This is a genomic window from Planobispora rosea (assembly GCF_014648175.1).
Lineage (GTDB): Bacteria > Actinomycetota > Actinomycetes > Streptosporangiales > Streptosporangiaceae > Planobispora > Planobispora rosea.
This window is the reverse complement of record NZ_BMQP01000006.1, coordinates 211,424-235,187: the sequence shown is the minus strand read 5'-3', so window position 1 is coordinate 235,187 and position 23,764 is coordinate 211,424. Positions and strand designations below refer to the sequence as shown.

The following is a 23,764-nucleotide window of genomic DNA, read 5'->3' as shown; positions in this document are numbered from 1 at the left end:
CAGGATGTTCCTCTGGGGTACGGCTACCGCCTCCTACCAGATCGAGGGCGGTGTCGCCGAGGACGGCCGGGGCCCCTCCATCTGGGACACCTTCGCCCATGAGCCGGGGCGCGTCCGCGACGGCCACACCGGCGACGTCGCCTGCGACCACTACCACCGCTGGCCCGAGGACATCGCGCTGATGGCGGACCTCGGGGTGGGTTCCTACCGCTTCTCCATCGCCTGGCCCCGGATCCAGCCCGGCGGCAGGGGCCCGGTCAACCAGGCCGGGCTGGACTTCTACGACCGGCTGGTCGACGGGCTCCGCGACAAGGGCATCGTCCCGGCCGCGACCCTGTTCCACTGGGACCTGCCCCAGGCCCTCCAGGACGAGGGCGGCTGGCTCGCCCGCGACACCGCCGCCCGCTTCGCCGACTACGCCGCCCTGGTGGCCGAGCGGCTCGCCGACCGCGTCCCGATGTGGATCACCCTGAACGAGCCGTTCGTCCACATGGCCTTCGGCTACGCCACGGGCGTGCACGCCCCCGGACTGGCCCTGCTCTCCGACGCGCTCCCGGTCGCCCACCACCAGCTCCTCGGGCACGGCCTGGCCGTAGCGGCGCTCCGGGCGCACGGCGCGGAGCAGGTCCTGATCACCAACAACTGCACCCCGGTCTGGCCCGCCTCCGCGGACCCGGCCGACCTGGCCGCCGCCGAGGCCTACGACATCCTGCACAACCGCCTGTTCAACGACCCGGTCCTGCTGGGGAGCTACCCCGATCTGACGGCGTACGGCACCGCCCTCGACTGCGTCCGCGACGGCGACCTCGACCTGATCTCCGCCCCGCTCGACGGGCTCGGGATCAACTACTACAACCCCACCCGGATCGCCGCGCCCACCGGGGACGGCCTGCCCTTCACCGACGCCGGGATCACCGGATACCCCGTCACCGCCTTCGGCTGGCCCGTCGTCCCCGACGGCCTGCGGGAGCTGCTGAGCGGTCTCAAGGCGCGCTACGGCGCCGCGCTGCCCCCGGTCTACATCACCGAGAACGGCTGCTCCCAGCCCGACGAGCCCGGACCCGGCGGCACCGTCGACGACCAGGACCGCATCGCCTATCTCGACGGCCACATCGAAGCCGTCCGGCAGGCCGTCGCCGAGGGCGTGGACGTCCGCGGTTACTACGTCTGGTCGCTGCTGGACAACTTCGAGTGGGCCGAGGGCTACCACCAGCGCTTCGGCCTGGTCCACGTCGACTTCGCCACCGGCGAGCGCACTCCCAAGGCCTCCTACCACTGGTTCAGGGAGCACATCGCCCGCCACCGGGGTCTCCGGGCGGCTCCGGCCCTCCCGTGACGCCGGAAGCGGGGTCAGACCGTACGCACTATGACCCCTGCAGAGCCCTATGACCCCCCGTAGAGCCGGTCGAGATCGACGAGCTGCAGATCCTCACGACCCCGGGCCACCTCGTGAAGCCCGGGCACGAACCCCGCGGCGCTGAACAGCAGCAGCCGGGTGGCGGCCGTCGCCCGGTCGTCACGGCGGATGAGCAGGTCGCGGAGGTGTTCGAGACGTTGCAGATGACCGCGGCCGATGACATCGCCGTACTCGGCCTCCCCGATCGCGAGAATGACCTCCTTTCCGTCGTCGGCACGGCCGAAGACGACGACGTCCACCTCATGACTGGTCTTGCCCGCCGGATCGGGCGGGACACCGGAGGCGACACGGGTGCCCAGGCCGCCGAGAGTCCCGGGATCGGCGTGCCAGCGGGTCCAGGTGCGGGCGAGGTGTTCGAAGTGCGGGCCGAGGACCCTGCTCCGGAACGCCGTCTGCGAGCGCTCCCAGACCTGCCCGGCATAGGCCGGGCGTTCCAGGTCGGTCCATTCCGGCCTCATGATCGCGTGGTAGAAGGCGAGCGCGTGTGTGGTTGCCTCCCGCTATCGCCGACAGGACGCCGCGATAGAGAGCGCCGTCCCGCAGCTCGAGCTCCTCGGCGAGAAGGAAACGCGCCTCGCGGAACAGGGGGCGCCCGGGATTGAGCACATTCCTGATCACCCAGGGGCCGAAGTCGTCGATGCCGCCGGGGACGTCACCGAGGGTGAACTCGCGCCGATAGGCCGGGGTGCCGCCGACGACCGCGTTGACCAGAAGAGCCAGGGCGGGATCGGCGATACCCCAGAAATCACGGGCCAGACGGTAGTCAAGGGTGGGGACGACCAGTTCCAGACTCGCCCGGCCACGCAGTGGTGCCGTCCCGGCGAGCAGCGCCCCCATGAAGGACAGCGCCGACCCGCACAGCAGCAGCCGCACGGCGCCGCCGTCCCGCTGCCCCTGCGGTCCGAGAGCACGCTGGATCAGCGAGGGAGGATGCGGTGAGGCCTTGACCGGATAGGGGAATTCATCGATGACCACCGGGGTGGGCCCGGCGGTCGCGATGGTCATGAGAGGCGGTCCGGCCGATCGGTCGGCTGTCAGAACATCGAGATGTGCACGTGGTCGATGTGGTTGGCGGTGTTGCCGCCGCGGTCGGACATCATCCGCCAGCCCGCGCCCGTCCGGACGTCGTAGTACTTCTGCTGCCAGATCACGTACATGACCCCGAGGCGCTGGCCGTTGGTGATGGCCCACTGGGCCAGGCGGTCGCCGCGGGCCCTGGCCTCGGGGGTGGGGACGCGGCCACCGGTGCTCATCATGAAGTCGCAGGCCCGGCCGCTGCCGTGGTCGCCGGGGTCGCCGGGGCGCAGGCAGCCGTAGCCGTACGGCATGGGGAAGTTCTGCAGCACCAGGTTGCGCATGGCGACCGTGCGCGGGGTCAGGCCGCCGTTGCCGCTCGGGGCCTGGAAGCCGTACTTGGCCAGGAGCGTCTCGATCTTGACGCGGTCCTTCTTGAGCTTCTCGATGTCCTTGCGCAGCTCGACGATCTCGGCCTCGGCGGCCTTCTCCGCCTTTCCGGCTTGCTTGATCAACTCCTTGACCCGGTCGAGCTGGCTGGTGCGCGTGGCGGTGAGGTGGGACAGGGTGGCGGCCTGGTTGAGGGCGCCGGAGGCGTCACCCTGGAAGGCGAGCAGGTTGTCTCCGTCCAGGCGCCCGTACATGTAGGTGTTCTGCGCGAACCGCCGTACGTCGGTGCGGGCGGTGGCCAGGGCCGCCTTCAGGCGTTTGGCCGTGTCGGTGGCCTTCCTGGCCTTGACCCGGGCGTCCTCCAGGCTCTGGACCTGTCCCCGGTAGTCCTTGTTGAGCTGGCCGGCCTGCTGGGTCAGTTTGCGCAGTTCGGCCTCGGGGTCGGGCTTGACCGCCCGCCCGGCACTGGCCCCTGCCATCGCGGGAGTCAGCAGCAGAGCGGTGAGCAGGACACCCAGCATCGCCGGGCGGCTCGGTCTCACGCGTCGCTCACCTCCAGAGCCCCCTCATGGACGGAGCGAAACTATAGGAGACGATCTTCGGCCTCGCCACCAGAACGACAGAACCCGCGTACAACCCATGTACACCCATGTACCGCTGACGAACTATCTACCAGTTTGTGATGGTTTAAACAAACGCGCTTGGGCCATCGTCCACGGCGATCACGGGACGAATCCTTACATCCGCATAAAGAAGCGCCCCCGGCGGGCACCGCGGCTCCCTTGTCAGCATGGCTAGAACGTGGTTCGGTCTCAGCAGTGACGGGTCTTGTGGAGAGCCCCGCCGCGAACGACACTATCCAAGCAAGCACTCGTTCAAGTGGCCGAACGGCCACGTGGCGATCACACGACTCCGGCCCGCCCACCAGGAGGCAACACATCATGCGCCAGCACGACACGCTGTTCATCGGGGGCGACTGGGTGGCTCCCGCGGGCACCGGGACCATCGACGTCATATCCCCCCACACCGAGGAGATCATCGGCCGCGTCCCCGACGGCACTCCCGCCGACATGGACCGCGCGGTGGCCGCCGCCCGCCAGGCGTTCGACCACGGCCCGTGGCCCCGGATGACCATGGCCGAGCGCGCCGCCGTCGTCGGCAGGCTCGCGGAGATCTACGCGGCCCGCCAGAGCGAGATGGCCGAGATCATCACCGAGGAGATGGGCTCGCCCATCACCTTCTCCCAGATGGCCCAGGCCCCGCAGCCCCTCGGCATGCTGCAGTACTACGCCGAGCTGGGCACGACCTTCCCGGTGGAGGAGGAGCGGCCCGGCACGTTCGGCCCGGTGGTCGTACGGCGCGAGCCGGTCGGCGTCGTCGCCGCCGTGGTCCCGTGGAACGTGCCGCAGTTCGTCATCATGATCAAGCTGGCCCCCGCCCTCGTCGCCGGCTGCACGATCGTCGTCAAGCCCGCGCCGGAGACCCCGCTCGACGCCTACCTCCTGGCCGAGATGGTCAAGGAGGCCGGGATCCCCGACGGCGTCGTCAACATCGTCGCCGCCGGGCGCGAGGCCGGCGAGCACCTGGTCTCCCACCCCGGCGTGGACAAGGTCGCCTTCACCGGCTCCACCGCGGCCGGCCGCCGCATCGGGAGCATCTGCGGCGAGCAGCTCAAGCGCTGCACCCTGGAGCTCGGCGGCAAGTCCGCCGCGATCATCCTGGACGACTGCGACCTGTCCTCCGCGACGGGCTTCCTGTCGATCGCCTCGCTGATGAACAACGGTCAGGCCTGTGTCGCCCAGACGCGGATCCTGGCCTCCCGCAACCGCTACGACGAGGTCGTGGACGCGGTCGCGGCGATGGTCCAGGGCATGCCGGTCGGCGACCCCGCCGACCCGGCCACCGGCATCGGGCCGCTGGTGGCCAAGCGCCAGCAGGAGCGGGTCGAGGGCTACATCAAGATCGGCATCGAGGAGGGCGCCAAGCCCGTCGTCGGCGGCCTGGAGCGCCCCCACGACCGCGGCTGGTACGTCGCCCCCACCGTCTTCGCCGGCGCGACCAACGAGATGCGCATCGCCCGCGAGGAGATCTTCGGCCCGGTCCTGACCGTGATCCCCTACGAGGACGAGGCCGACGCGATCCGCATCGCCAACGACAGCGACTACGGCCTGGCCGGAACGGTGTGGACGGCCGACGTCGAGCACGGCATGGACGTGGCCCGCCAGGTCCGCACCGGCACCTACGGCGTCAACCTCTTCATGATCGAGACCGGAGCCCCGTTCGGCGGCTACAAGAGCAGCGGCCTCGGCCGCGAGCTGGGTCCCGAGGGGCTCGCCTCCTACCTGGAGTACAAGTCCATCGCCCGGCTGGGCTGACTCACCGCGCGCACCCGGCCGCACCCGGCCCCACAGGCGAGGGGCGTGCGGTACGGCTCACGCCGTACCGCACGCCCCTCGGGGATGGTCACCCAGCGCGCCCCCGCGACGCTGGGCTACCGCCCGACTACATGGGAGTATGTCCCACGACCACCTGATCATGGTGGTACGTGTCCCGTGGACTTCTCCCGGCGGATTTCTTCCATCCGCTGTAGGTAGACGGCATTCATCCGCAGTTGGTTCGCGAAACCACCGCAAAAGTTTGCCGGGCGATTTCCAGCTCCTCGTCTGTGGGCACCACCGCGACCCTCACCCGCGAGTCCCCTGCCGAGATCACGCCCTTGCCGGCGGCGTTGCGCGCGGGGTCCAGCACGATCCCGAGCCCGTCGAGCCCGGCCATCGCCCGCTCCCTGACCAGCGACGAGTTCTCCCCCACCCCGCCGGTGAACGCGATCACGTCCACCCTGCCGAGCACCGCGTAGTAGGCGCCGACGTACTTGCGCAGCCGGTGGCAGTAGACCGCCAGGGCCAGCTCGGCGTCCGGGTCCCCGGCCGCCACCCTCCGCTCCACCTCGCGCATGTCGTTGTCGCCGCAGAGGCCGAGCATGCCGCTGCGCCGGTTGAGCAGCGTGTCGATCTCGTCGAGGGACATGCCCGCCGACCGCCCCAGGTGGAGGATCACCCCCGGGTCGAGGTCACCGCTCCGGGTGCCCATCACGAGCCCCTCCAGCGGGGTCATGCCCATCGAGGTGTCCACGCACCGCCCGGCCGCCACCGCGGAGGCGCTGGCGCCGTTGCCCAGGTGCAGCACGATCACGTTGGCGTCCGGCCGGTCCGCCAGCGCCGCCGCCGCGCGCGAGACGTAGGCGTGGGAGGTGCCGTGGAAGCCGTAGCGGCGGATGCCGAGCCGGCCGGCCGTCTCCCGGTCGATCGCGTAGGCGCAGGCTTCGGCGGGCATGGTGGCGTGGAAGGCGGTGTCGAAGACCGCGACCTGCGGCAGGTCGGGACGGACCCGCCGGGCCACCTCCACGCCGGCCAGGTTGGCCGGGTTGTGCAGGGGTGCGAGCGGGATCAGGTCCCGGACCCGGGCGACCACCTCATCGGTGATGAGCGTGGGCTCGGTGAAGGCCGTGCCGCCGTGCACCACCCGGTGCCCGATCGCGGTCAGCTCCGGGGAGTCGATCCCGAACCCCGTGGCGGCGAGCTCCCCGGAGACCACCTCCAGCGCCGCGGCGTGGTCGGCCACCGGGGAGCCCTCCTCGCCGATCCGTTCGATCGTCCCCGAGGCCAGGCGGGTCGCCGTCCCGGGCGCGGACCAGTCCCCGGCGGACAGGAGCCGGTACTTCACCGAGGAGGACCCGGAGTTCAGGACCAGGATGTGCGTCATCGGGCGGTCTCCTGGGCCTGGATGGCGGTGATGGCGACGGTGCTGACGATGTCGGTGACCAGCGCGCCCCGCGACAGGTCGTTGACGGGCTTGCGCAGACCCTGCAGGACCGGGCCGATCGCCACCGCCCCGGCCGAGCGCTGCACGGCCTTGTAGGTGTTGTTGCCGGTGTTGAGGTCCGGGAAGACCAGCACGGTCGCCCGGCCCGCGACCTGCGAGCCGGGCAGCTTGGCCGCCGCGACCCTCGGATCCACCGCCGCGTCGTACTGGATCGGCCCCGCGACGAGCAGCCCCGGCGCCCGCTCGGCGACCATCGCGGTGGCCTGGCGGACCTTGTCCACGTCGGCGCCGTGACCCGAGGTCCCGGTCGAGTAGGACAACATCGCGACCCGCGGCTCGACGCCGAAGCGCTCGGCCGTACGGGCGGAGGAGATCGCGATGTCGGCGAGCTGCGCGGCGTCCGGGTCGGGGTTGATCGCGCAGTCGCCGTAGACGAGCACCTTGTCGGCCAGGCACATGAAGAACACCGAGGAGACGATCGAGGTGCCCGGGACCGTCCTGACGATCTGGAACGCGGGCAGGATCGTGGCGGCCGTGGTGTGCGCGGCGCCCGAGACCATGCCGTCCACCCGGCCGGTGTGCAGCAGCATCGTGCCGAAGAAGTTGACGTCGGTGACCACGTCCCTGGCCCGCTCCATGGTGATGCCCTTGTGCGCGCGGAGCCGGGCGTACTCCTCGGCGAAGGACTCGCGCAGCGGGGAGGTCAGCGGGTCGATCACGGGGACCCCGGCCAGGTCCAGGCCGAGATCGGCGATCCGCCGCCGGACCACCTCCTCCCGGCCCAGCAGGGTGAGGTCGACGATGCCGCGCCGGGCGAGGACGTCGGCGGCGCGCAGGATGCGGTCCTCCTCGCCCTCGGGCAGCACGATGTGCCTGCGGTCGGCCCGCGCCCGCTCCAGCAGCGTGTGCTCGAACATCATCGGGGTGACCCGCTCGGAGCGGGTCAGCTCGATGCGGTCGGCGAGGCCGGCGGTGTCGACGTGCGCGTCGAAGTGGCCGAGGGCCGTCTCGATCTTGCGCGGGTTCTCCGCGGCGAGCCGCCCCTCCAGGCCGGCGAGCGTGGTGGCCACGGCGAAGCTGCCCTCGGCCGCCGACAACACCGGCAGGCCGGGGGCCAGCCGCGAGACGAGGGTCCGTACCGCCTCCGTCGGCTCCTCCCCCAGGCTGAGCACCACCCCGGAGGTCCGTGCCGTGCCCGCCGCCTCCGCCGCCGCGGCGGCCAGCAGCAGATCGGACCGGTCGCCCGGAGTGAGCAGCAGCGCCCCCTCCATCAGGTGCTCCAGCAGCACCGGGAGCGTGGCGCCGCCGAACACGAACCCGGTGACGTCCCGCAGCAGCCCCTCGTCGTCCCCCATGATCTGCTTGGCCTGTACGGCCCGCGCCACCTGGCCGACGGTCGGCGCCGACAGCGCGGGGTGCTCGGGGATCACGTAGCACGGCACCGGCACGTCGGGCTCGACGGTCATCCCGGGCGGCACCCGGTTCGCGATCACCGCCAGCACCGTGCAGCCCAGGTCGGAGAAGACCTGGTAGCCGGTGCGCATCTCCCGGGCGATCTCGCCGGCCGCGTCGGCGTGCGCCCCCACGACCACGATCACCGGGGCGCCGAACTCGGCGGCGAGGCGGGCGTTGAAAGCCAGCTCGCGCGGGAGGTCGTCGGTGGCGAAGGAGCTGCCCAGGACCAGCAGCGCGTCGCACTCGCGCTCCAGCGTGTGGAAGCGGGAGACCAGCCGGGCGATGAGCTCCTCCGCCCCCCGCCGGGCGTAGATCTCCGCGGCGTCCTCCGCGGTCACCCCGATCGCCGCGGCGGCCGGGCGGTACCGCTCCTGGAGGAGCTCCGAGGCGTGCGTCCCCCGGGCGATCGGCCGGAACACCCCGGTCCTGCCCACCCGGCGGGTCAGCAGCTCCATCACCCCGAGCTCGACGATCTGCCTGCCGTCCCCGGGGCCGAGACCGGCCACGTAGATGCTCCGCATACGCGATTACCCCCGCCTCGACCATTTGCCGTGCACAACAGGACTAAACCATGCTGATCCACCGCCCGATCCGGCGGATCAGGTCCGGCGTGGCCGCCGACTCCGCGTGGCCGTACCCCGGCTCGATCCAGAGCTCCTTGGGCTCCCGGGCCGCGTCGTGGATCTGGTGGGCGTGGTCGAGTGGGAAGAACGTGTCGGCGTCGCCGTGCACGACCAGCAGGGGCGTCGGCGCGATCTTCTCGGCGGCCTCGTACGGCGCCAGCGGCACCGGGTCCCAGGTGCCCTTCCCGATCCGGGTGCCCTTGCCCAGCCGCGCCGCCAGTCTCCCGACCGGCCGCTCGATCGCCCAGTGCACCTGCCGCATCGGCCGGGTCCCCCGGTAGTACCACCGCGCGGGGGCGCTCACCGAGACCACCGCGTCCACGCCGCGCTCATGGTCGCGCTCGCTCTGCGCCTCGCCCGCCCGGCTCCGGCTCGCTGCTCCGGACATGATCCCGGCATGGCGCAGGGCCACCGCTCCGCCCATCGAGAAGCCGACGGTCACGACCCTGGTGTAGCCGATCACCCGGGCGTGCCGTACCGCCGCGTCCAGGTCGAGGATCTCCAGGTCCCCCACGGTCGACTCCCCGCCCGAGCGGCCGTGCCCCCGGAAGTCGAGGGAGACGACCCCGCCGAACCCGCTGAGCACGTGGGTGATGCGCCGGGTGGGACGCTCCCTGAGCGAGCCGGTGAACCCGTGGGCCAGCACGATCCCGAGATCGGCCGCCCCGCGCGAGGGGGTGTGCGCGGCGTCGATCCGCACGTTGTCCTGGGTCCTGAGCATCACGGGGAACGACGGCGCGAAAGGCATGGTGCGAGCATAGAGAGTGATCAATCTCATGACATGTCGGGATTCGCCACACCGACCGGATCACTGATCCCCTCTTACAAAAAGGTAGATGGGGGATGAATTAGGGCACTTCACCAGGAGAGCGCGTAAGCGATTGCGCGGATCAACTAAAATGGTAGGGCCGCACGGTCCGCGGCCAGCCTCCACCGATCACAGAGTGAGACTCCATCATGCCCTTGAACAGCCGCGACGACCTGCGGAACATCGCGATCATCGCGCACGTCGACCACGGCAAGACCACTCTGGTGGACGCCATGCTCTGGCAGTCCGGAGCCTTCCGGGCCAACCAGGACGTCGACGACCGCGTCATGGACTCCAACGACCTGGAGCGCGAGAAGGGCATCACCATTCTCGCGAAGAACACCGCCGTCAAGCACGGCGACATGACCCTCAACATCATCGACACCCCCGGCCACGCCGACTTCGGCGGCGAGGTCGAGCGCGGCCTGTCCATGGTGGACGGCGTGGTGCTGCTCGTCGACGCCTCCGAGGGCCCGCTGCCGCAGACCCGCTTCGTGCTGCGCAAGGCGTTCGCCGCCAAGATGCCGGTCATCCTCTGCATCAACAAGGTCGACCGCCCCGACGCCCGGATCAAGGAGGTCGTGGACGAGGTCTACGAGCTCTTCATGGACCTGGACGCCACCGAGGAGCAGATCGACTTCCCGATCGTCTACGCCTCGGCCAAGGCCGGGCGCGCCTCGCTGAACCGCCCCGAGGACGGCGGCCTGCCCGACTCCGAGGACCTGGAGCCGCTCTTCCAGGTCATCAAGGAGACGATTCCGGCCCCGACCTACGACCCGTCCGCCCCGCTGCAGGCCCACGTCACCAACCTGGACTCCTCGTCCTACCTGGGCCGCATCGCGCTGCTGCGTGTGCACCAGGGCGTCATCAAGAAGGGCCAGCAGGTCGCCTGGTGCAAGACCGACGGCACCATCGAGCGGGTCAAGATCAGCGAGCTGCTGATGACCGAGGCGCTGGAGCGCAAGCCCGCCGAGCAGGCCGGTCCCGGCGACATCATCGCGATCGCCGGCATCCCGGAGATCATGATCGGTGAGACGCTGGCCGACCCCGAGGACCCGCGCCCGCTCCCGCTGATCACCGTCGACGAGCCCGCCATCTCGATGGTCATCGGCACCAACACCTCCCCGCTGGTCGGCAAGGTCAAGGGTTCCAAGGTCACCGCCCGCATGGTCAAGGACCGCCTGGACAAGGAGCTCGTCGGCAACGTGTCGCTGCGCGTGCTGCCGACCGAGCGCCCGGACGCCTGGGAGGTCCAGGGCCGCGGCGAGCTGGCGCTGGCCATCCTGGTCGAGCAGATGCGCCGCGAGGGCTACGAGCTGACCGTCGGCAAGCCGCAGGTCGTCACCAAGACCATCGACGGCAAGCTGCACGAGCCGGTCGAGCGGCTGACCGTCGACTGCCCGGAGGAGTACCTCGGGGCCGTCACCCAGCTGCTGGCCGTCCGCAAGGGCCGCATGGAGCACATGACCAACCACGGCACCGGATGGATCCGGATGGAGTTCGTGGTCCCGGCCCGCGGCCTGATCGGCTTCCGCACCGAGTTCCTGACCGAGACCCGCGGCACCGGCCTGGTCCACCACGTCTTCGAGTCCTACGAGCCGTGGTTCGGCGAGCTGCGCACCCGCAACAACGGCTCCCTGGTCGCCGACCGCTCCGGCCCGGTGACGGCCTTCGCCATGCTGAACCTCCAGGAGCGCGGCGTGCTGTTCGTCTCGCCGGGCACCGAGGTCTACGAGGGCATGATCATCGGTGAGAACTCGCGCTCCGACGACATGGACGTGAACATCACCAAGGAGAAGAAGCTCACCAACATGCGCTCCTCCACCGCGGACGAGACCGAGAAGGTCATCCCGCCGCGCCAGCTCTCCCTGGAGCAGGCGCTGGAGTTCATCCGCGAGGACGAGTGCGTGGAGATCACCCCCGAGTCCGTGCGCATCCGCAAGGTCGTCCTCGACGCCGCCACCCGCGCCCGGACCACGGCCCGCGCCAAGCGCGGCAACTGACGCGGGCCGGCACAACCGGACATCCGCGTGGAGCGTGGCGGGCGCCACGCCCGGCACGTACGGCGAGGGCGCCGGACCCGTGAGGGATCCGGCGCCCTCGTCCCCTATGGCGCCCCAGCCACGTGCCCCAGCCGTACGTGCCGCTCAGCCGCGCAGGAGCCCGGCCGTACGCGACGCCCCGGCCGCACACTGCGCGCAACATATGGGATCTTTTGCGGCATATCGAGGAAATGGGGGGGATTGTCGCTTTTTTCTGCGGTATGAGGACCCGGAACGCCTCTCCGTACCGGAAGCGGAGCACGGCCACGACCTACGGGGGAACCTTCCATGCTGCGCAGGACACAACTGGCTCTGGCCACGGCCGCGGGAGCGATCGCCGCCGGCGTCGGGCTGTCGGCCGAAGCCGCACCGCACCCGACCGGCACCCCCTCCCCGGCGACCCCGGGCCCCACCGGCACCCCGGACGTGGCGACCGCGAGCCCGACCGGCACCGCGAGCCCGACCGGCACCGCGAGCCCGACCGGCACCGGAGGTGCGGGCTCGCCCGCCGTCACGTCGGCCACCGCCGAGATCAAGGACACGACGGGCACGGTCGTCGGCTCCTTCTCCGTCAAGGAGGACCAGGACGGCAAGCCCTATATCAGCATCACGGTCAGCGGGCTGCCCACCGGATACCACGGGTTCCACATCCACACCAAGGGCGTCTGCGACCCCGGGTCCGTCGACCCCGGGACCGGGAGCCCGTTCTCCAGCGCGGGCGGGCACTTCTCCCTCGGCTCGCAACCCCACCCCGGCCACTCCGGCGACCTCCCCGACCTCCTGGTGGGCGGGAACGGAACCGGCAGACTCTCCTTCGTCACCGACCGCTTCCAGCTGAAGCAGCTCGACGACGCCGACGGCAGCGCCGTCGTCGTCCACGAGAAGGCCGACAACCAGGCCAACATCCCCGACCGCTACAACCACCCGGCCGACACCGACGATCCCGAGTCGGAGACCACGATGACGACCGGTCCCGACGCGGAGACGCTGAAGTCCGGCGACTCCGGCGCCCGCATCGCCTGCGGAGTGATCACCGTGAGGTGACCGGCCCGGTCTCCCCGGCCCGGTCTCCCCGGTACGGCGTGCCCGGACGACCCGGCCGCGCCGTTCAGCCGAGGATCGCGTAGACCGCGGTGGCGTGGGCGGCGGGAGCGGGGACTCCGGCGGCGTCTCCGGCGGCGTGGGCGGCCGCGGTGAGGGTGATGTCGGCGAAGGCGAGGGTACGGCCCAGCTTCGTGACCCGGGCCTCGACGAGCACGTCCTCGCCCACGATCGGGCGCTGGAAGGTCGTGGACTGCTGGACCGTGGTCATCGGGACGAATCCGCCCCGGGCCGAGGAGATCGCGATGACGGTGGCGGTGTCGGCGGCGGCCATCAGCGCCTGGCCGGACATGCCGCCGCCTTCCCTGGCCAGCCGGTCGGACCAGGGAAGGCGCAGGACCGCGTGCCGCTCCCCCAGTTCCTCGACCACCAGCCCGAGATCCCGCACCCAGGGCGCGAAGTTGTCACTCAGGATCCTGTCACCGTCGGCGGGCTTCATCGTCACCCCGCCATCATCACCTGGCGGAGCCCGGTTGGGGAGTCCCGGACCACCTCCCAGCGGTGTCGCCCCTGCCGCGGCGGAAGCCCGGGCAACGGTCTCAGTCGGCCGGGAGGTGGACGGTGAGCCACTCCACCAGCGGGGTCAGGTCGTGCCAGACCGCCCGGACGCGGGAGACGACCTCGGGGGTGTGCACCCAGGGCTCGGGATCGAAGCGGCGGCCCGCGTGCAGCGAGCGGTGGCGGAGCAGGTCGAGCCGGGGATGGTCCTGCGAGGCTCCGCGCGGGCGGGTCTTGAGCCGGTCGCCCTCGACCGCGTATCCCGCCGCGCGGACCGCGTCCACGACCTTCTCCAGCGGGGCGCCGCTGATCTCCTCGTCGACCGCCTCCCGGTAGCGGGCCAGCTGCCCGCCCTGGGCGGCGTAGAGGCCCGCTCCCACGTAGAGCCCGGCGGCGTCGAGCTGGACGTAGTAGCCGATCGCCTCACCGGTGGCGACATAGGCGCCCTGGTGGGTCTTGTAGGGCGACTTGTCCTTGGAGAAACGCACGTCACGGTTGGGCCGGAACAGGTGCGCCCTGCCGAACTCGCCCTCCAGCTCCCGCCCCAGCGCCGCCATCGGCGCCTTCACCATGTCCTCGTAGACATGGCGGTGGCGGGTCCAGTAGGTGCGGGAGTTGTCCGCCTCCAGGCCCTCGTAGAACACGAACGCCTCGTCCGGGAAACCGCTGAAGCTCATGCCGCCCATCCTGGCATCCGGCACCGACAGTTTCCCGGCCTCACGTCCCCTCGGCACCCCTCACGCCCCCTCGGCGCGCCTCAGCGCCGCAGGTAACGCTTCCCCGGGGTCAGCTTCCTGCCGTACAGCTCCGACAACGTCACGAACGTGTAGTCCTCCGCGGCGAGGTCCTCCAGCAGCTCGGGCACCGCGTCGATCGTCGTGCGGTGGATGTCGTGCATGAGCACGATGGACCCCGGGGCGGCCTCCCCCGCGCGGCGGACCACCACCGCGCTGTCGCGGTCACGCCAGTCCAGGGTGTCGACGTCCCACAGGATCTGCGACAGCCCCCGGCTCCGGCTCTCCGCGGCGACCCTCCCGTCGGTGGCGCCGTACGGCGGTCTCATGAGGACCATCCGCACCCCGGTCTCCCGTTCCACGATCTTCTGGGTACGGTCCAGCTCGGATGCGATGCCGTCCCTCGACAGGGCGGTGAGCTGCGCGTGGCTCCAGGAGTGGTTGCCCAGCTCGTGCCCCTCGGCCACCATCCGGCGCAGGTCGCCTCCGCCGTTCTCCTCCACCATCACGCCGATCACGAAGAAGGTCGCCCTGGCCCGGTGTTCGGCGAGGACGTCGAGCAGCGCTCCGGTGTGCTCCCCCGGCCCGTCGTCGAAGGTCAGCGCGACGCACTTGACCTCGGCGCAGTCGACCCCGCGCGCCGGAGGCGGGACGGGATGCCGCGGTTGCGGCCACCCCGACTGGATCGCGGCGAGTTGCCTGGCCAGCCTCGCGGGATCGGCCGGAGGGTCGATCGGAGGCACGGCCGTCCCTCCGAGCCCGAGCCCGAGCGCCATCGCCAACGGCACAGCCCACACCTGCATGTCTCCCCCGGATTTCCCGTCAGGCGAGGCGACGGCCGTTGACGACGGCCGGCCACGCCTCTCACGGCACTTCGCTCACTTCCTTCCCAGATAAACGGACATCAGGCGCGATATGCCACATCAGACTATGAACCTCCAGGAGGAGCCGGGACCCGCTCAGTGGTCCGGCGTCTCCCGCGGCTCCGTCACGACCATCACGAACCGGAGGGGGCGCTCACCCTCGTTGGCGTACCGGTGCGGGCGGTCCGCGCTGAACACCACGGCCCCGTCCGTGCCGACCGCGTGGCTTCTGCCGTACACCGTGAGAGTCAGCTCCCCTTCGAGGACCGTGAGCATCTCCCGGGTCCCCGGCGGGTGGGCGTCGCCGTCGTGGTGCTCGCCGGGAGCCAGCCGCCAGTCCCACAGCTCCAGGATCGCGGGCGCGTCGGTCCCGACCAGCAGCCTCGCCGCGCTCCCGTCCCCGTGCGGGAAGGTCACCATGTCGGCGGCGTTCACGACCCGGACCACGGGCGTGTCGGAGACCTCCACCATCCGGGCGACGGTCACGCCGAGGGCGTCGGCGATGCGGGTGAGCGTGTTGATGCTGGGATTGGTCCGTCCCTGCTCGACCTGGACCAGCATCCCGCGGCTCACCCCCGACCGCGCGGCGAGCTCGTCGAGCGTCATTTGCCGGTGCGCCCGCTGGGCCCGCACGTTGTTGGCGATCGCGGCAGTGATCGTCTCGGGATCCATGAGTGCAGTCTAGTGAAACTAATTTGCACTGGAGTGCACTTTGTGTGTTGTACTAATAGTGCAATCCACTGAACTGAGGTGAACGATGACGGCGGTTGTCCTGGCGACGGCCTGTGCGCTCGTGTACGGCACGGCGGACTTCTTCGGCGGCCTGGCCACACGACGGTCCCAGGTGATGGCGGTGGTGGTCCTCTCCCAGCTGGCCGGTCTGGTCCTGGTCGCCGCCCTGCTGCCGGTCCTGCCCGGGGAACTCACGGCGGGCGGGCTCGTCTGGGGGATGGCCGCCGGGGTGTCCGGCGGCGTGGCGCTCGTGTTGTTCTACCGCGCGCTCGCCACCGGGGTGATGTCGGTGGTGGCGCCGGTCACCGCCACCACCTCGGCGGCGCTGCCGGTGCTGTTCGGGCTGGCCGCCGGGGAGCGCCCGGAACCGGTCGCGCTGGGCGGCGTCGCGCTCGCCCTGCTCGCGGTGGTGCTGGTCAGCCGTGACTCCTCGCCCGCCGCGGCCCGGCGGGGCTACGGCCCGGTGCTGAGCGCGCTGGCGGCGGGTGCGGGCTTCGGCGGCTTCTTCATCCTGCTCGACCAGGCCCCCGACGGCGGCGGCATGTGGCCGCTGTTCGGCGCGCGCCTGGCCTCGGTCGCGCTGATCACCCTGCTGGCGCTGGCCACCGGCCGCACGCTGCGGCCCGGCGCGGGCACGATGTGGACCATCGTCGTGGCCGGGGTTCTGGACATGGCCGCCAACGTCCTGTTCCTGCTCGCCACGGAGCGCGGCATGCTCGCCCTGGTCGGCGTGCTGGCCTCGCTCTACCCGGCGAGCACCCTGCTGCTGGCCCGCTACGTGCTGGGAGAGAGGCTGAACACCGTCCAGGTGGTGGGGATCGGCTGCACTCTCGCCGCGGTCGCGATGATCGCCGTCGCCTGAGGGGCGAGCATCTCCCCTTGACCTGTTGTGTTAATCCCAAGCGCTTGTTACGGTCATCCCCGTGCAGCCCACGCGGGCACCCGTCGCCTCCGGGCCGTTCGCGCACACCGCAGTCGCGTACGGCTCCGACGAGGATTTCCTGACTCTGGTCCCGCCCCTGGTCGCCGACGCACTGCGCGACGACCGCGACGTCCTGGTCGTCACCTGCGAGCGCAAGCTCGGCCTGCTGGACGGTGTCCTGGGCGAGGACGCCCGGCGGATCGACCGCGAGGTCACCGAACACTGGCACGTCAGCCCCGGCCGCACGCTCGCCGCACACCACGAATACGCGCGGCGGGGGAGACAGACGACGATCATCAGCGAGCCGCCCTGGTCCGCCTGGGACGAGCGGCAGACCCTGGAGTGGGTCCGCTACGAGTCGGCGATCAATGTCGCGCTCGCGGGACTCCCCACCGCCGTCTGGTGCCTCCACGACCGGGCCGCCGCGCCCGGCCACCTGGCACACACCCACCCCGCCCACCTGAACGCCCACGGCGTGGAACCCAACGACCTCTACACACCGCCCGAACGCCTCGTCCTCCCCGGCGACGGATCACCGCTCGCCGATCCCCCCGCCACCGCGGTCGTCACCGCCTTCACCGCCGAGACGATGGGCGGGCTCCGGCGCGCGGTCACCGCGCAGGCCCGGGAGGCCGGGATGGACCGCAACCTGGTCGCCTCGTTCGTGCTGAGCGTCTCGGAGATCGCGGCCAACAGCGTGGAGCACGGCGCGGGGCACGGACGGGTCACGGTCTGGGCGGAGGGGGACAAGCTCGTGGGCGAGGTCACCGACTCCGGGGGCGGGCTCGACGATCCGCTCGCGGGATACCGTCCGCCGGAACCCGAGTCCCTGCGCGGCTACGGTCTGTGGATCAGCCGCCAGCTCTGCGACCGGGTGGAGATCCGCAGCTCCCCCGGACTCCTCAGGATCCGCCTGCACATGTCACTGCGGCCCTGACCGGCTCCGGCCCCGGCCGACCGCGGACCTGGTCGAACCACAGGCCCGGTCAAGCCACAGGCCCGGTCAAGCCACAGGTCCGGTCGCCTGCGGGCCGTACGGAAGCCTCAGGCGGCGCGCTGCTCCGGCAGGCGCAGGGCGCCCTCCTCACGGGCGTAGTCCTCCAGCATCGTGCGGAGCTGGCGGCGGCCGCGGTGCAGCCGGGACATGACCGTGCCGATGGGGGTGCCCATCCGCTCGGCGATCTCCTTGTAGGCGAAACCCTCGACGTCGGCGAGGTAGACGGCCACCCGGAAGTCCTCCGGCAACGAGCGCAGGGCGTTCATCACGACGCTGTCCGGCAGCTGCTCCAGCGCCTCCATCTCAGCGGACTTCAGGCCGGTGGAGGTGTGGGACTCGGCGGCGGCCAGCTGCCAGTCCTCGATGTCCTCGGTGGCCGAGAGCTTCGGCGAGCGCTGCTTCTTGCGGTACTCGTTGATGAAGTTGTTGGTCAGGATGCGGTGCAGCCAGGCCTTGAGGTTCGTGCCCTCGCGGAACTGGTGGTAGGAGGTGAAGGCCTTGGTGACCGTCTCCTGGACCAGGTCCTCGGCATCGGCGGGGTTACGGGTCAGACGCATGGCCGACGCGTAGAGCTGGCTGGTCACCGGTACGACGTCGCGCTCGAACCAGCTCTGGCGCTGCTCCTCGGTCATCGTGATCATGTCATCCCCCTTGTTGCTTTCCCCCGGTACCGCCTGGCACGGGCGCGATACACCCTTTCCGGCAGTCTTGCTGATGCTCCCATCGGCTCCGTAAGAGAGCCGTTAAGAGTTCCGCCCGGATGAGAGGCCCATCTGTGACCGTTTCGTGAGCGGAGGTGACACGCTCACCGGTCGGCCGAGTCTCAATAGGGTAACATCCTTTACTTGATTCGCCCGGAGATGTGTGCATCCTCACATAAACGCAGGTAGGGATACCTTGGGCGTCATGCACTTTGTGGACCGACATGACCCCGCGACCCGGGACTGGACGGCCGAGGCCATCCGCCGGGTCGAAGCCGACGCCAACCGTAGTTGCGACACTCATCTCCACGTCTTTCCGCTTCCCGCGAGATGGGGCGTAAACCTCTATCTGAAAGACGAGTCAGTCCACCCCACCGGTTCACTCAAGCACCGCCTGGCACGTTCGCTCTTCCTGTACGGCCTGGCGAACGGCTGGATCGGCCCCGCGACCACGGTGGTCGAAGCCTCCAGCGGCTCGACCGCGGTGAGCGAGGCCTACTTCGCCCGCCTGCTCGGCCTGCCGTTCATCGCGGTGATGCCCGCCTCGACCTCTCCCGAGAAAATCGCTCTGATCGAGTTCTACGGCGGCAAGTGCCATCTCGTGGACGACCCCGGAGCGATCTACGCCGAGTCCCGCAGGCTCGCCGGGGAGACCGGCGGGCACTTCATGGACCAGTTCACCTACGCCGAGCGGGCGACCGACTGGCGCGGGAACAACAACATCGCCGAGAGCATCTTCAGCCAGATGGCGCTGGAGCCCCATCCCGAGCCCACCTGGATCGTGGTGGGCGCCGGGACCGGCGGCACCTCCTCCACGATCGGCCGCTACATCCGCTACCGCCGTCACCCCACCCGGCTGGCCGTGGTGGACCCCGAGGGCTCCGCCTTCTATCCCGCGTGGTGCTCGGGTGACGACGCCGTCACCGCCTCCGGCTCCCGCATCGAGGGCATCGGCCGCCCCCGGGTCGAGCCGTCCTTCCTGCCCACCGTCATCGACCGCATGATCCAGGTCCCCGACGCCCGCTCCATCGCCGCGATGCGCTGGGTCCGCGAGGTCACCGGCCGGCACGTCGGCGGTTCCACCGGCACCAACGTGGCGGCGGCCGTACAGCTCATCGGGGAGATGCGCGAGGCCGGCGAGGAGGGCAGCGTGGTGACGCTGATCTGCGACGGCGGCGAGCGCTACCGCTGCACCTACGACGACGACGGCTGGCTCGCCGAGCGCGGCCTCGACATCACCCCCCACCTGGAGGAGTTCCGCGCCTTCCTCACCCGCCCCTGACCCGGCGGCCCGTGCGGGCGCGGGAGGGGACGGCGGTCCCCCGGGGTACGGGAAAGCCCCGCGCTCCCCCTGGAAAAGAGCGCGGGGCTTTCCCGTACCGGGTGAAGGCGCCCGGGGCGGATGCGGTCCGGAGCGCCCGGCCCGGCAGGCTCAGGAGGCTCAGAAGGTCTTCGCCGGGTCGACCTCGAACATCTTCGCCAGGTCGTCGAGCATGACGTGCGCGCCCTGGATGCCGACGGCGCTCATCCACGTGACGTCGTCGACCACGTGCTGCTCGCCCTTGAGCTTGCCCCAGAGCGGGTTGGACTGGAACCGCTTCTGGACGGCCTCGATCTCCGGGTCCGGGTAGGACACGACGAAGATGTGGTCGGCGTCGAGCTGGGGGATGTTCTCCTCGCTGATCGGCACCATGATCGTCTCAGTGGTGGTCGGCTGCCCCTCGGGCCGCGGGAAGCCGACGTCCTTGAGCACCAGGCCGGAGTAGGAGTTCTCCACGTACAGGCGGACGGTCGGCTCGTCGGTGAAGCGCGCGACGGAGACCGTGGGCATCTCGCCCTGCTTCTCCTTGATGGCCGCGCCGATCTTGGCGGCGCGCTCCTCGTAGGCCTTGATCCTCTCGTCGGCGAGCTCCTCCTTGCCCAGGGCCTGGCCCATCAGCCGGAGGTTGTCCTTCCAGATGGCGCCGGTGGTCTCGCTGAACACGGTCGGCGCGATCTGGGTGAGCTTGTCGTACAGCGCCTCGTGGCGGATCTTGGCCGAGACGATCAGATCGGGCTTGAGCGCGATGATCTGCTCAAGGCTCGGCGCCTCCAGCGTGCCGACCACCTTGATGTTCTGGGCCTGGTCCATGACCGGGGCCAGGTACTCGGGGAGCTTCTCGTCGATCCCCCGGTAGACGGTGTAGCCGACGACCTCGGTGTCCAGCGTGAGAACCGCGTCGACGAAGCTCTGGTCGAGGGCGACGACCCGCTTGGGCTGGGCGGGGATCTGCGTCTCGCCCATGGCGTGCTTGATGGTCCGCGGGTAGGCCGCGGTGCTTCCCGCAGCGTCGCTCGCCGCCGGGGCCTGAGACGCACCGCCGGCGCCGGCCGCGGTGTCGGAGTCGCCGCTCGACCCGCAGGCGACAAGGCCGACGGACAGGGCGGCTCCCGCCACGCCCACGGTCAGGGCGCGCAACGCTCTCATCTGGAAGTCCTCTCGATAAGGCAAGCCTAACCTGAATTAGATTAGGCATACCTAAACTGGCATACTCGCTCGGGGTACAGCAAACGAGAGGCACTCAGTGAGCACAGCGATGACCGTGGCGCGGCCACCGTCGCCCGGAGGGGTGCACGCGGTCCACCGGCGCCGCCTCCTCGTCCTCGCCGTCCTGTTCACGACGCTCGCGGTGGCCGCCGTGCTGAGCATCATGATCGGCGCCAAGCCGATCCCGCCCGCCGACGTCTGGCACGGGCTGGTCAGCCCGTCCGGGACCGAGAACGACATCGTCATCCGGTCGCTGCGCGTCCCCAGGACCGTGATCGGGATCATGGCGGGGGTCGCGCTCGGCGTCGCGGGCGCGCTCATGCAGGGGCACACCCGCAACCCGCTGGCCGACCCGGGCCTGCTCGGCGTCACCCAGGGCGCGGCGTTCGCGATGGTGCTCAGCATCCTGGTCCTCGGCGTCACCGGCCTGTACGGCTACATCTGGTTCGGCCTCGCCGGAGCGCTGATCGCCAGCGTGGGCGTCTTCGCCCTGGGCATGGTCAGCGGCCGCGGCGGCCCCACCCCGGTCACCCTCGCCCTCGCGGGAACCGCGGTCAGCGCGTTCCTGTACGCCCTCACCTCGACGATGGTCCTCATGGACGAGCAGGCCATGGACGTCTTCCGGTTCTGGCAGTCGGGATCCATCGCGGCCCGGGGTCCCGACGTCGCCTGGCAGGTGTTGCCCTTCATCGCCGCCGGCCTGCTCCTGGCGCTGGTCAACGCCCCCGCCCTGAACGCGCTCTCCCTCGGTGAGGACGTCGCCCGCGCCCTCGGCCAGAACGTCACCCTGACCCGGACCCTCGGCGTCGCCGCGATCACCCTGCTCAGCGGCGCGTCGGTGGCGGCCTGCGGTGCGCTCTCCTTCCTCGGCCTGATGGTCCCGCACCTGGCCCGCCCGCTCTCCGGGCCGGACCACCGCTGGCTGCTGCCGTACTCCGGGCTGCTCGGCGCCTGCGCCCTGCTCCTCGCCGACGTGGCCGGCCGCGTCGTCGCCCGCCCCGGCGAACTGGAGGTCGGCGTCGTGCTGGCCATGCTGGGCGCGCCCTTCTTCATCGCCCTGGTCCGCCGTAGGAAGCCGGTCCGCCTGTGACTCCCCTGTCCCCTCCCCCGGCCCCGGTACGGCTCCCGCACGAGCGGCCGCTGCGCGTCGGCCCCGTCTCGTGGCTGCTCCGGTTGCGCTCGGCCGTCATCGCCCTGGTCCTGCTGGCGGCCGTGGCGCTGACGACGGCCCTCAGCATGCGCATCGGCGACATCCCGATGACGCTGGCCGAGGTCGTCCAGGCGATCACCGATGACGGGCCGGACCACTTCGTGGTGATGGAGCTGCGCCTGCCCCGCGCGCTGACCGGCGCCCTGGTCGGCGCGGCGCTCGCGCTGGCCGGCGCGATCACCCAGGCCATCGCCCGCAACCCACTGGCCAGCCCCGACATCCTCGGCGTGACCAGCGGCGCCAGCGTGGCCGTGGTCGCGGCCATCGTGGCCGCCGGGAGCGCGCACGGCGGCCCCAGCGGCGCTCTGGCCCAGCTCGGCATCCCGCTGCTGGCCGTGGCCGGCGGCCTGGCCGGCGCGCTGATCGTCTATCTCCTGGCCTGGCGCCGCGGGCTGGACGGCTACCGCCTGGTCCTGGTCGGCATCGGCGTCACGGCCGTGTTCACCAACGTGAAGTACTGGCTGCTGACCCTCGGCGACGTCAACGACAGCAGCCGGGCCATGGTCTGGATCAGCGGCTCGCTCAACGGCCGGGGCTGGGAGCACGTCCACCCCACGGCGCTGGCGCTGGCGGTCCTCGTCCCGCCGGCCCTGCTCGGCACCCGCTCCCTCGGCGCGCTGCGCTTCGGCGACGACACCGTGACCGGCCTGGGCGTGCGGACGAACCTCGCCCGCGGCCTGATGATCCTCGCCGCCGTGCTGCTCGCCGCGGTCGCCACCGCCTCGGCCGGGCCCATCGCCTTCGTCGCCCTGGCCGCCCCGCAGATCGCGCTGCGCCTGGCCGGGGTGGCCCAGCCCCCGCTGCTGGTCTCCGCCCTGGCCGGCGCGTTCCTGACCAGCGCCGCCGACCTGGTCGCCCGGACCCTCTTCAGCCCCGTCGAACTCCCCGTGGGCGTGATCACCGCGGTGCTCGGCGCCCCCTATCTGATCTATCTCCTCGTCCGCGCGCGCAGAGAGGCTCGTTCATGAGATTGCAGGCCGTTGACGTCAGGCTCGGGTACGGCGATCGCATCATCGTCGACGGACTCGACCTCGGAATCGAGGCCGGGACGGTGACCACGATCATCGGTCCGAACGGCTGTGGGAAGTCCACGCTCCTGCGGGCCCTGGGACGGCTGCTCAAGCCCGCGGGCGGGGAGGTGCTGCTGGACGGCAAGCGCATCGACCGCATGCCCACCAAGGAGGTCGCCAAGGTCCTGGGCGTGCTCCCGCAGGCGCCGACGGCCCCGGAGGGGCTGACCGTGGCCGACCTGGTGGCCCGGGGACGGCACCCGCACCAGACCTGGTACCGGCAGTGGTCGTCCGACGACGAGTCGGCCGTCAGCGAGGCGCTGTCCATGACCGGCCTGCTCGACCTGGGCGAGCGCCCGCTGGACGAGCTCTCGGGAGGCCAGCGCCAGCGCGCGTGGATCTCCATGGCGCTCGCCCAGGGCACCGACCTGCTCCTGCTCGACGAGCCGACGACCTTCCTCGACCTGGCGCACCAGGTCGAGGTGCTGGAGCTGGTCCGCAGGCTCCACGGAGAGCTGGGCCGGACCGTGGTGATGGTCCTGCACGACCTCAACCTCGCCGCCCGTTACGCCGACCGCCTGGTCGCCATGCGCGGCGGCAAGGTCATCGCCGCGGGCACCCCGGCCGAGGTGCTCACCGAGTCCCTCCTGTCGGAAGTCTTCGACCTCGACGCCAAGGTCATCGAGGACCCGGTGGCGGGTACCCCGCTCGTCGTCCCCATCGGCGTGCGCCACTGAGGAGTCCGCGGCCCGCGGCACGGGCCTTCCCGCGTCCCCGTGCCGTGTCCGCGGGCCCGCCCCCTTGATCCCGTACGGCCCCCGCCGGAAAAATGTGAGATCCCCCCCGCGGGGGATGTCCGGTACGGGCCCGCGGCTCCGACGTCCCCGGTGAGCGGCAC

At 71.1% G+C, this 23,764-nt stretch carries 22 protein-coding genes; 11 read left to right on the top strand and 11 right to left on the bottom strand.

Going from position 1 to position 23,764, the window contains the following annotated elements:
• Positions 1–4 precede the first annotated feature (4 nt).
• A complete protein-coding gene (locus tag IEZ08_RS08530; protein WP_068926429.1) occupies positions 5–1,336 on the top strand; it encodes a GH1 family beta-glucosidase in 1,332 nt (443 codons plus the stop codon).
• A gap of 47 nt (positions 1,337–1,383) precedes the next feature.
• Here the strand turns inward: IEZ08_RS08530 and IEZ08_RS08525 are convergent, their stop codons facing one another.
• Positions 1,384–1,875 carry a hypothetical protein gene (locus IEZ08_RS08525; protein WP_068926431.1) on the bottom strand — a complete coding sequence of 164 codons (492 nt, stop codon included), beginning with the start codon at positions 1,873–1,875 and terminating at the stop codon, positions 1,384–1,386.
• A gap of 28 nt (positions 1,876–1,903) precedes the next feature.
• Here IEZ08_RS08525 and IEZ08_RS08520 point away from each other — a divergent pair, with 28 nt between their 5' ends.
• Entirely contained in the window at positions 1,904–2,356 is a 453-nt protein-coding gene (locus IEZ08_RS08520; RefSeq protein ID WP_189241958.1) for a hypothetical protein, read from the top strand.
• 95 nt (positions 2,357–2,451) lie between these two features.
• Here IEZ08_RS08520 and IEZ08_RS08515 read toward each other — a convergent pair whose 3' ends face one another.
• A complete protein-coding gene (locus IEZ08_RS08515; protein WP_068926435.1) occupies positions 2,452–3,363 on the bottom strand; it encodes a coiled-coil domain-containing protein in 912 nt (303 codons plus the stop codon).
• A gap of 399 nt (positions 3,364–3,762) precedes the next feature.
• Between IEZ08_RS08515 and IEZ08_RS08510 the strand changes: the two genes are divergently transcribed.
• Positions 3,763–5,196, top strand: a complete 1,434-nt coding sequence (locus IEZ08_RS08510) for an aldehyde dehydrogenase (RefSeq protein ID WP_068926437.1) — start codon at positions 3,763–3,765, stop codon at positions 5,194–5,196.
• Between the two features lie 226 nt (positions 5,197–5,422).
• Here IEZ08_RS08510 and IEZ08_RS08505 read toward each other — a convergent pair whose 3' ends face one another.
• The 3 genes from IEZ08_RS08505 to IEZ08_RS08495 are packed head-to-tail and all read right to left on the bottom strand — an operon-like array spanning position 5,423 to position 9,469.
• Positions 5,423–6,583 carry an acetate/propionate family kinase gene (locus tag IEZ08_RS08505; RefSeq protein WP_189241957.1) on the bottom strand — a complete coding sequence of 387 codons (1,161 nt, stop codon included), beginning with the start codon at positions 6,581–6,583 and terminating at the stop codon, positions 5,423–5,425.
• Positions 6,580–8,619, bottom strand: coding sequence for a phosphate acetyltransferase (gene pta, locus IEZ08_RS08500; RefSeq protein WP_068926441.1), 2,040 nt, complete (start codon positions 8,617–8,619; stop codon positions 6,580–6,582). The genes IEZ08_RS08505 and pta overlap by 4 nt, the downstream gene beginning before the upstream one ends.
• Before the next feature lie 43 nt (positions 8,620–8,662).
• Entirely contained in the window at positions 8,663–9,469 is an 807-nt protein-coding gene (locus IEZ08_RS08495) for an alpha/beta hydrolase (RefSeq protein ID WP_084780656.1), read from the bottom strand.
• A 209-nt stretch (positions 9,470–9,678) separates the two neighbouring features.
• On the opposite strand from IEZ08_RS08495, the gene typA reads away from it, so the two are divergent.
• Entirely contained in the window at positions 9,679–11,532 is a 1,854-nt protein-coding gene (gene typA / locus IEZ08_RS08490; protein WP_068926443.1) for a translational GTPase TypA, read from the top strand.
• A 327-nt stretch (positions 11,533–11,859) separates the two neighbouring features.
• The gene (locus tag IEZ08_RS08485; RefSeq protein ID WP_189241956.1) at positions 11,860–12,615 is read left to right on the top strand and encodes a superoxide dismutase family protein; all 756 of its coding nucleotides are present in this window, start codon (positions 11,860–11,862) and stop codon (positions 12,613–12,615) included.
• Between the two features lie 64 nt (positions 12,616–12,679).
• Here IEZ08_RS08485 and IEZ08_RS08480 read toward each other — a convergent pair whose 3' ends face one another.
• From IEZ08_RS08480 to IEZ08_RS08465, 4 genes are all read right to left on the bottom strand, one after another.
• Positions 12,680–13,111: a PaaI family thioesterase gene (locus IEZ08_RS08480; protein WP_229802992.1), complete on the bottom strand. Its 432-nt coding sequence runs from the start codon at positions 13,109–13,111 to the stop codon at positions 12,680–12,682.
• A 100-nt stretch (positions 13,112–13,211) separates the two neighbouring features.
• Complete coding sequence (locus IEZ08_RS08475) at positions 13,212–13,847, bottom strand: DUF2461 domain-containing protein (RefSeq protein WP_189241955.1); 636 nt, start codon at positions 13,845–13,847, stop codon at positions 13,212–13,214.
• An 80-nt stretch (positions 13,848–13,927) separates the two neighbouring features.
• Positions 13,928–14,707: a polysaccharide deacetylase family protein gene (locus IEZ08_RS08470; RefSeq protein ID WP_068926450.1), complete on the bottom strand. Its 780-nt coding sequence runs from the start codon at positions 14,705–14,707 to the stop codon at positions 13,928–13,930.
• A gap of 156 nt (positions 14,708–14,863) precedes the next feature.
• On the bottom strand, positions 14,864–15,439 hold the full coding sequence (locus tag IEZ08_RS08465; RefSeq protein ID WP_068926452.1) for a helix-turn-helix domain-containing protein: 576 nt from the start codon (positions 15,437–15,439) through the stop codon (positions 14,864–14,866).
• 85 nt (positions 15,440–15,524) lie between these two features.
• Between IEZ08_RS08465 and IEZ08_RS08460 the strand changes: the two genes are divergently transcribed.
• Positions 15,525–16,361, top strand: a complete 837-nt coding sequence (locus IEZ08_RS08460; protein WP_068926454.1) for a DMT family transporter — start codon at positions 15,525–15,527, stop codon at positions 16,359–16,361.
• A 61-nt stretch (positions 16,362–16,422) separates the two neighbouring features.
• Positions 16,423–17,358: an anti-sigma factor RsbA family regulatory protein gene (locus IEZ08_RS08455; RefSeq protein ID WP_189241954.1), complete on the top strand. Its 936-nt coding sequence runs from the start codon at positions 16,423–16,425 to the stop codon at positions 17,356–17,358.
• A gap of 107 nt (positions 17,359–17,465) precedes the next feature.
• On the opposite strand, the gene IEZ08_RS08450 is transcribed toward IEZ08_RS08455, so the two are convergent.
• Entirely contained in the window at positions 17,466–18,059 is a 594-nt protein-coding gene (locus IEZ08_RS08450) for a sigma-70 family RNA polymerase sigma factor (protein ID WP_068926457.1), read from the bottom strand.
• A gap of 265 nt (positions 18,060–18,324) precedes the next feature.
• Here IEZ08_RS08450 and cds1 point away from each other — a divergent pair, with 265 nt between their 5' ends.
• Positions 18,325–19,401, top strand: a complete 1,077-nt coding sequence (gene cds1 / locus IEZ08_RS08445; RefSeq protein ID WP_068926459.1) for an L-cysteine desulfhydrase Cds1 — start codon at positions 18,325–18,327, stop codon at positions 19,399–19,401.
• Positions 19,402–19,560: 159 nt separating this feature from the next.
• Here the strand turns inward: cds1 and IEZ08_RS08440 are convergent, their stop codons facing one another.
• Positions 19,561–20,586 (bottom strand): ABC transporter substrate-binding protein, encoded by a 1,026-nt coding sequence (locus tag IEZ08_RS08440; RefSeq protein ID WP_189241953.1) that lies wholly within the window; start codon positions 20,584–20,586, stop codon positions 19,561–19,563.
• Between the two features lie 97 nt (positions 20,587–20,683).
• On the opposite strand from IEZ08_RS08440, the gene IEZ08_RS08435 reads away from it, so the two are divergent.
• From IEZ08_RS08435 to IEZ08_RS08425, 3 genes are read left to right on the top strand one after another with little or no spacing between them, the layout of a single operon-like run.
• A complete protein-coding gene (locus IEZ08_RS08435) occupies positions 20,684–21,736 on the top strand; it encodes a FecCD family ABC transporter permease (RefSeq protein WP_229802985.1) in 1,053 nt (350 codons plus the stop codon).
• Entirely contained in the window at positions 21,733–22,824 is a 1,092-nt protein-coding gene (locus IEZ08_RS08430) for a FecCD family ABC transporter permease (protein WP_068926465.1), read from the top strand. Before IEZ08_RS08435 ends, IEZ08_RS08430 begins: the two co-directional genes overlap by 4 nt.
• Positions 22,821–23,603: an ABC transporter ATP-binding protein gene (locus IEZ08_RS08425; protein WP_068926467.1), complete on the top strand. Its 783-nt coding sequence runs from the start codon at positions 22,821–22,823 to the stop codon at positions 23,601–23,603. The genes IEZ08_RS08430 and IEZ08_RS08425 overlap by 4 nt, the downstream gene beginning before the upstream one ends.
• Positions 23,604–23,764 lie beyond the last annotated feature (161 nt).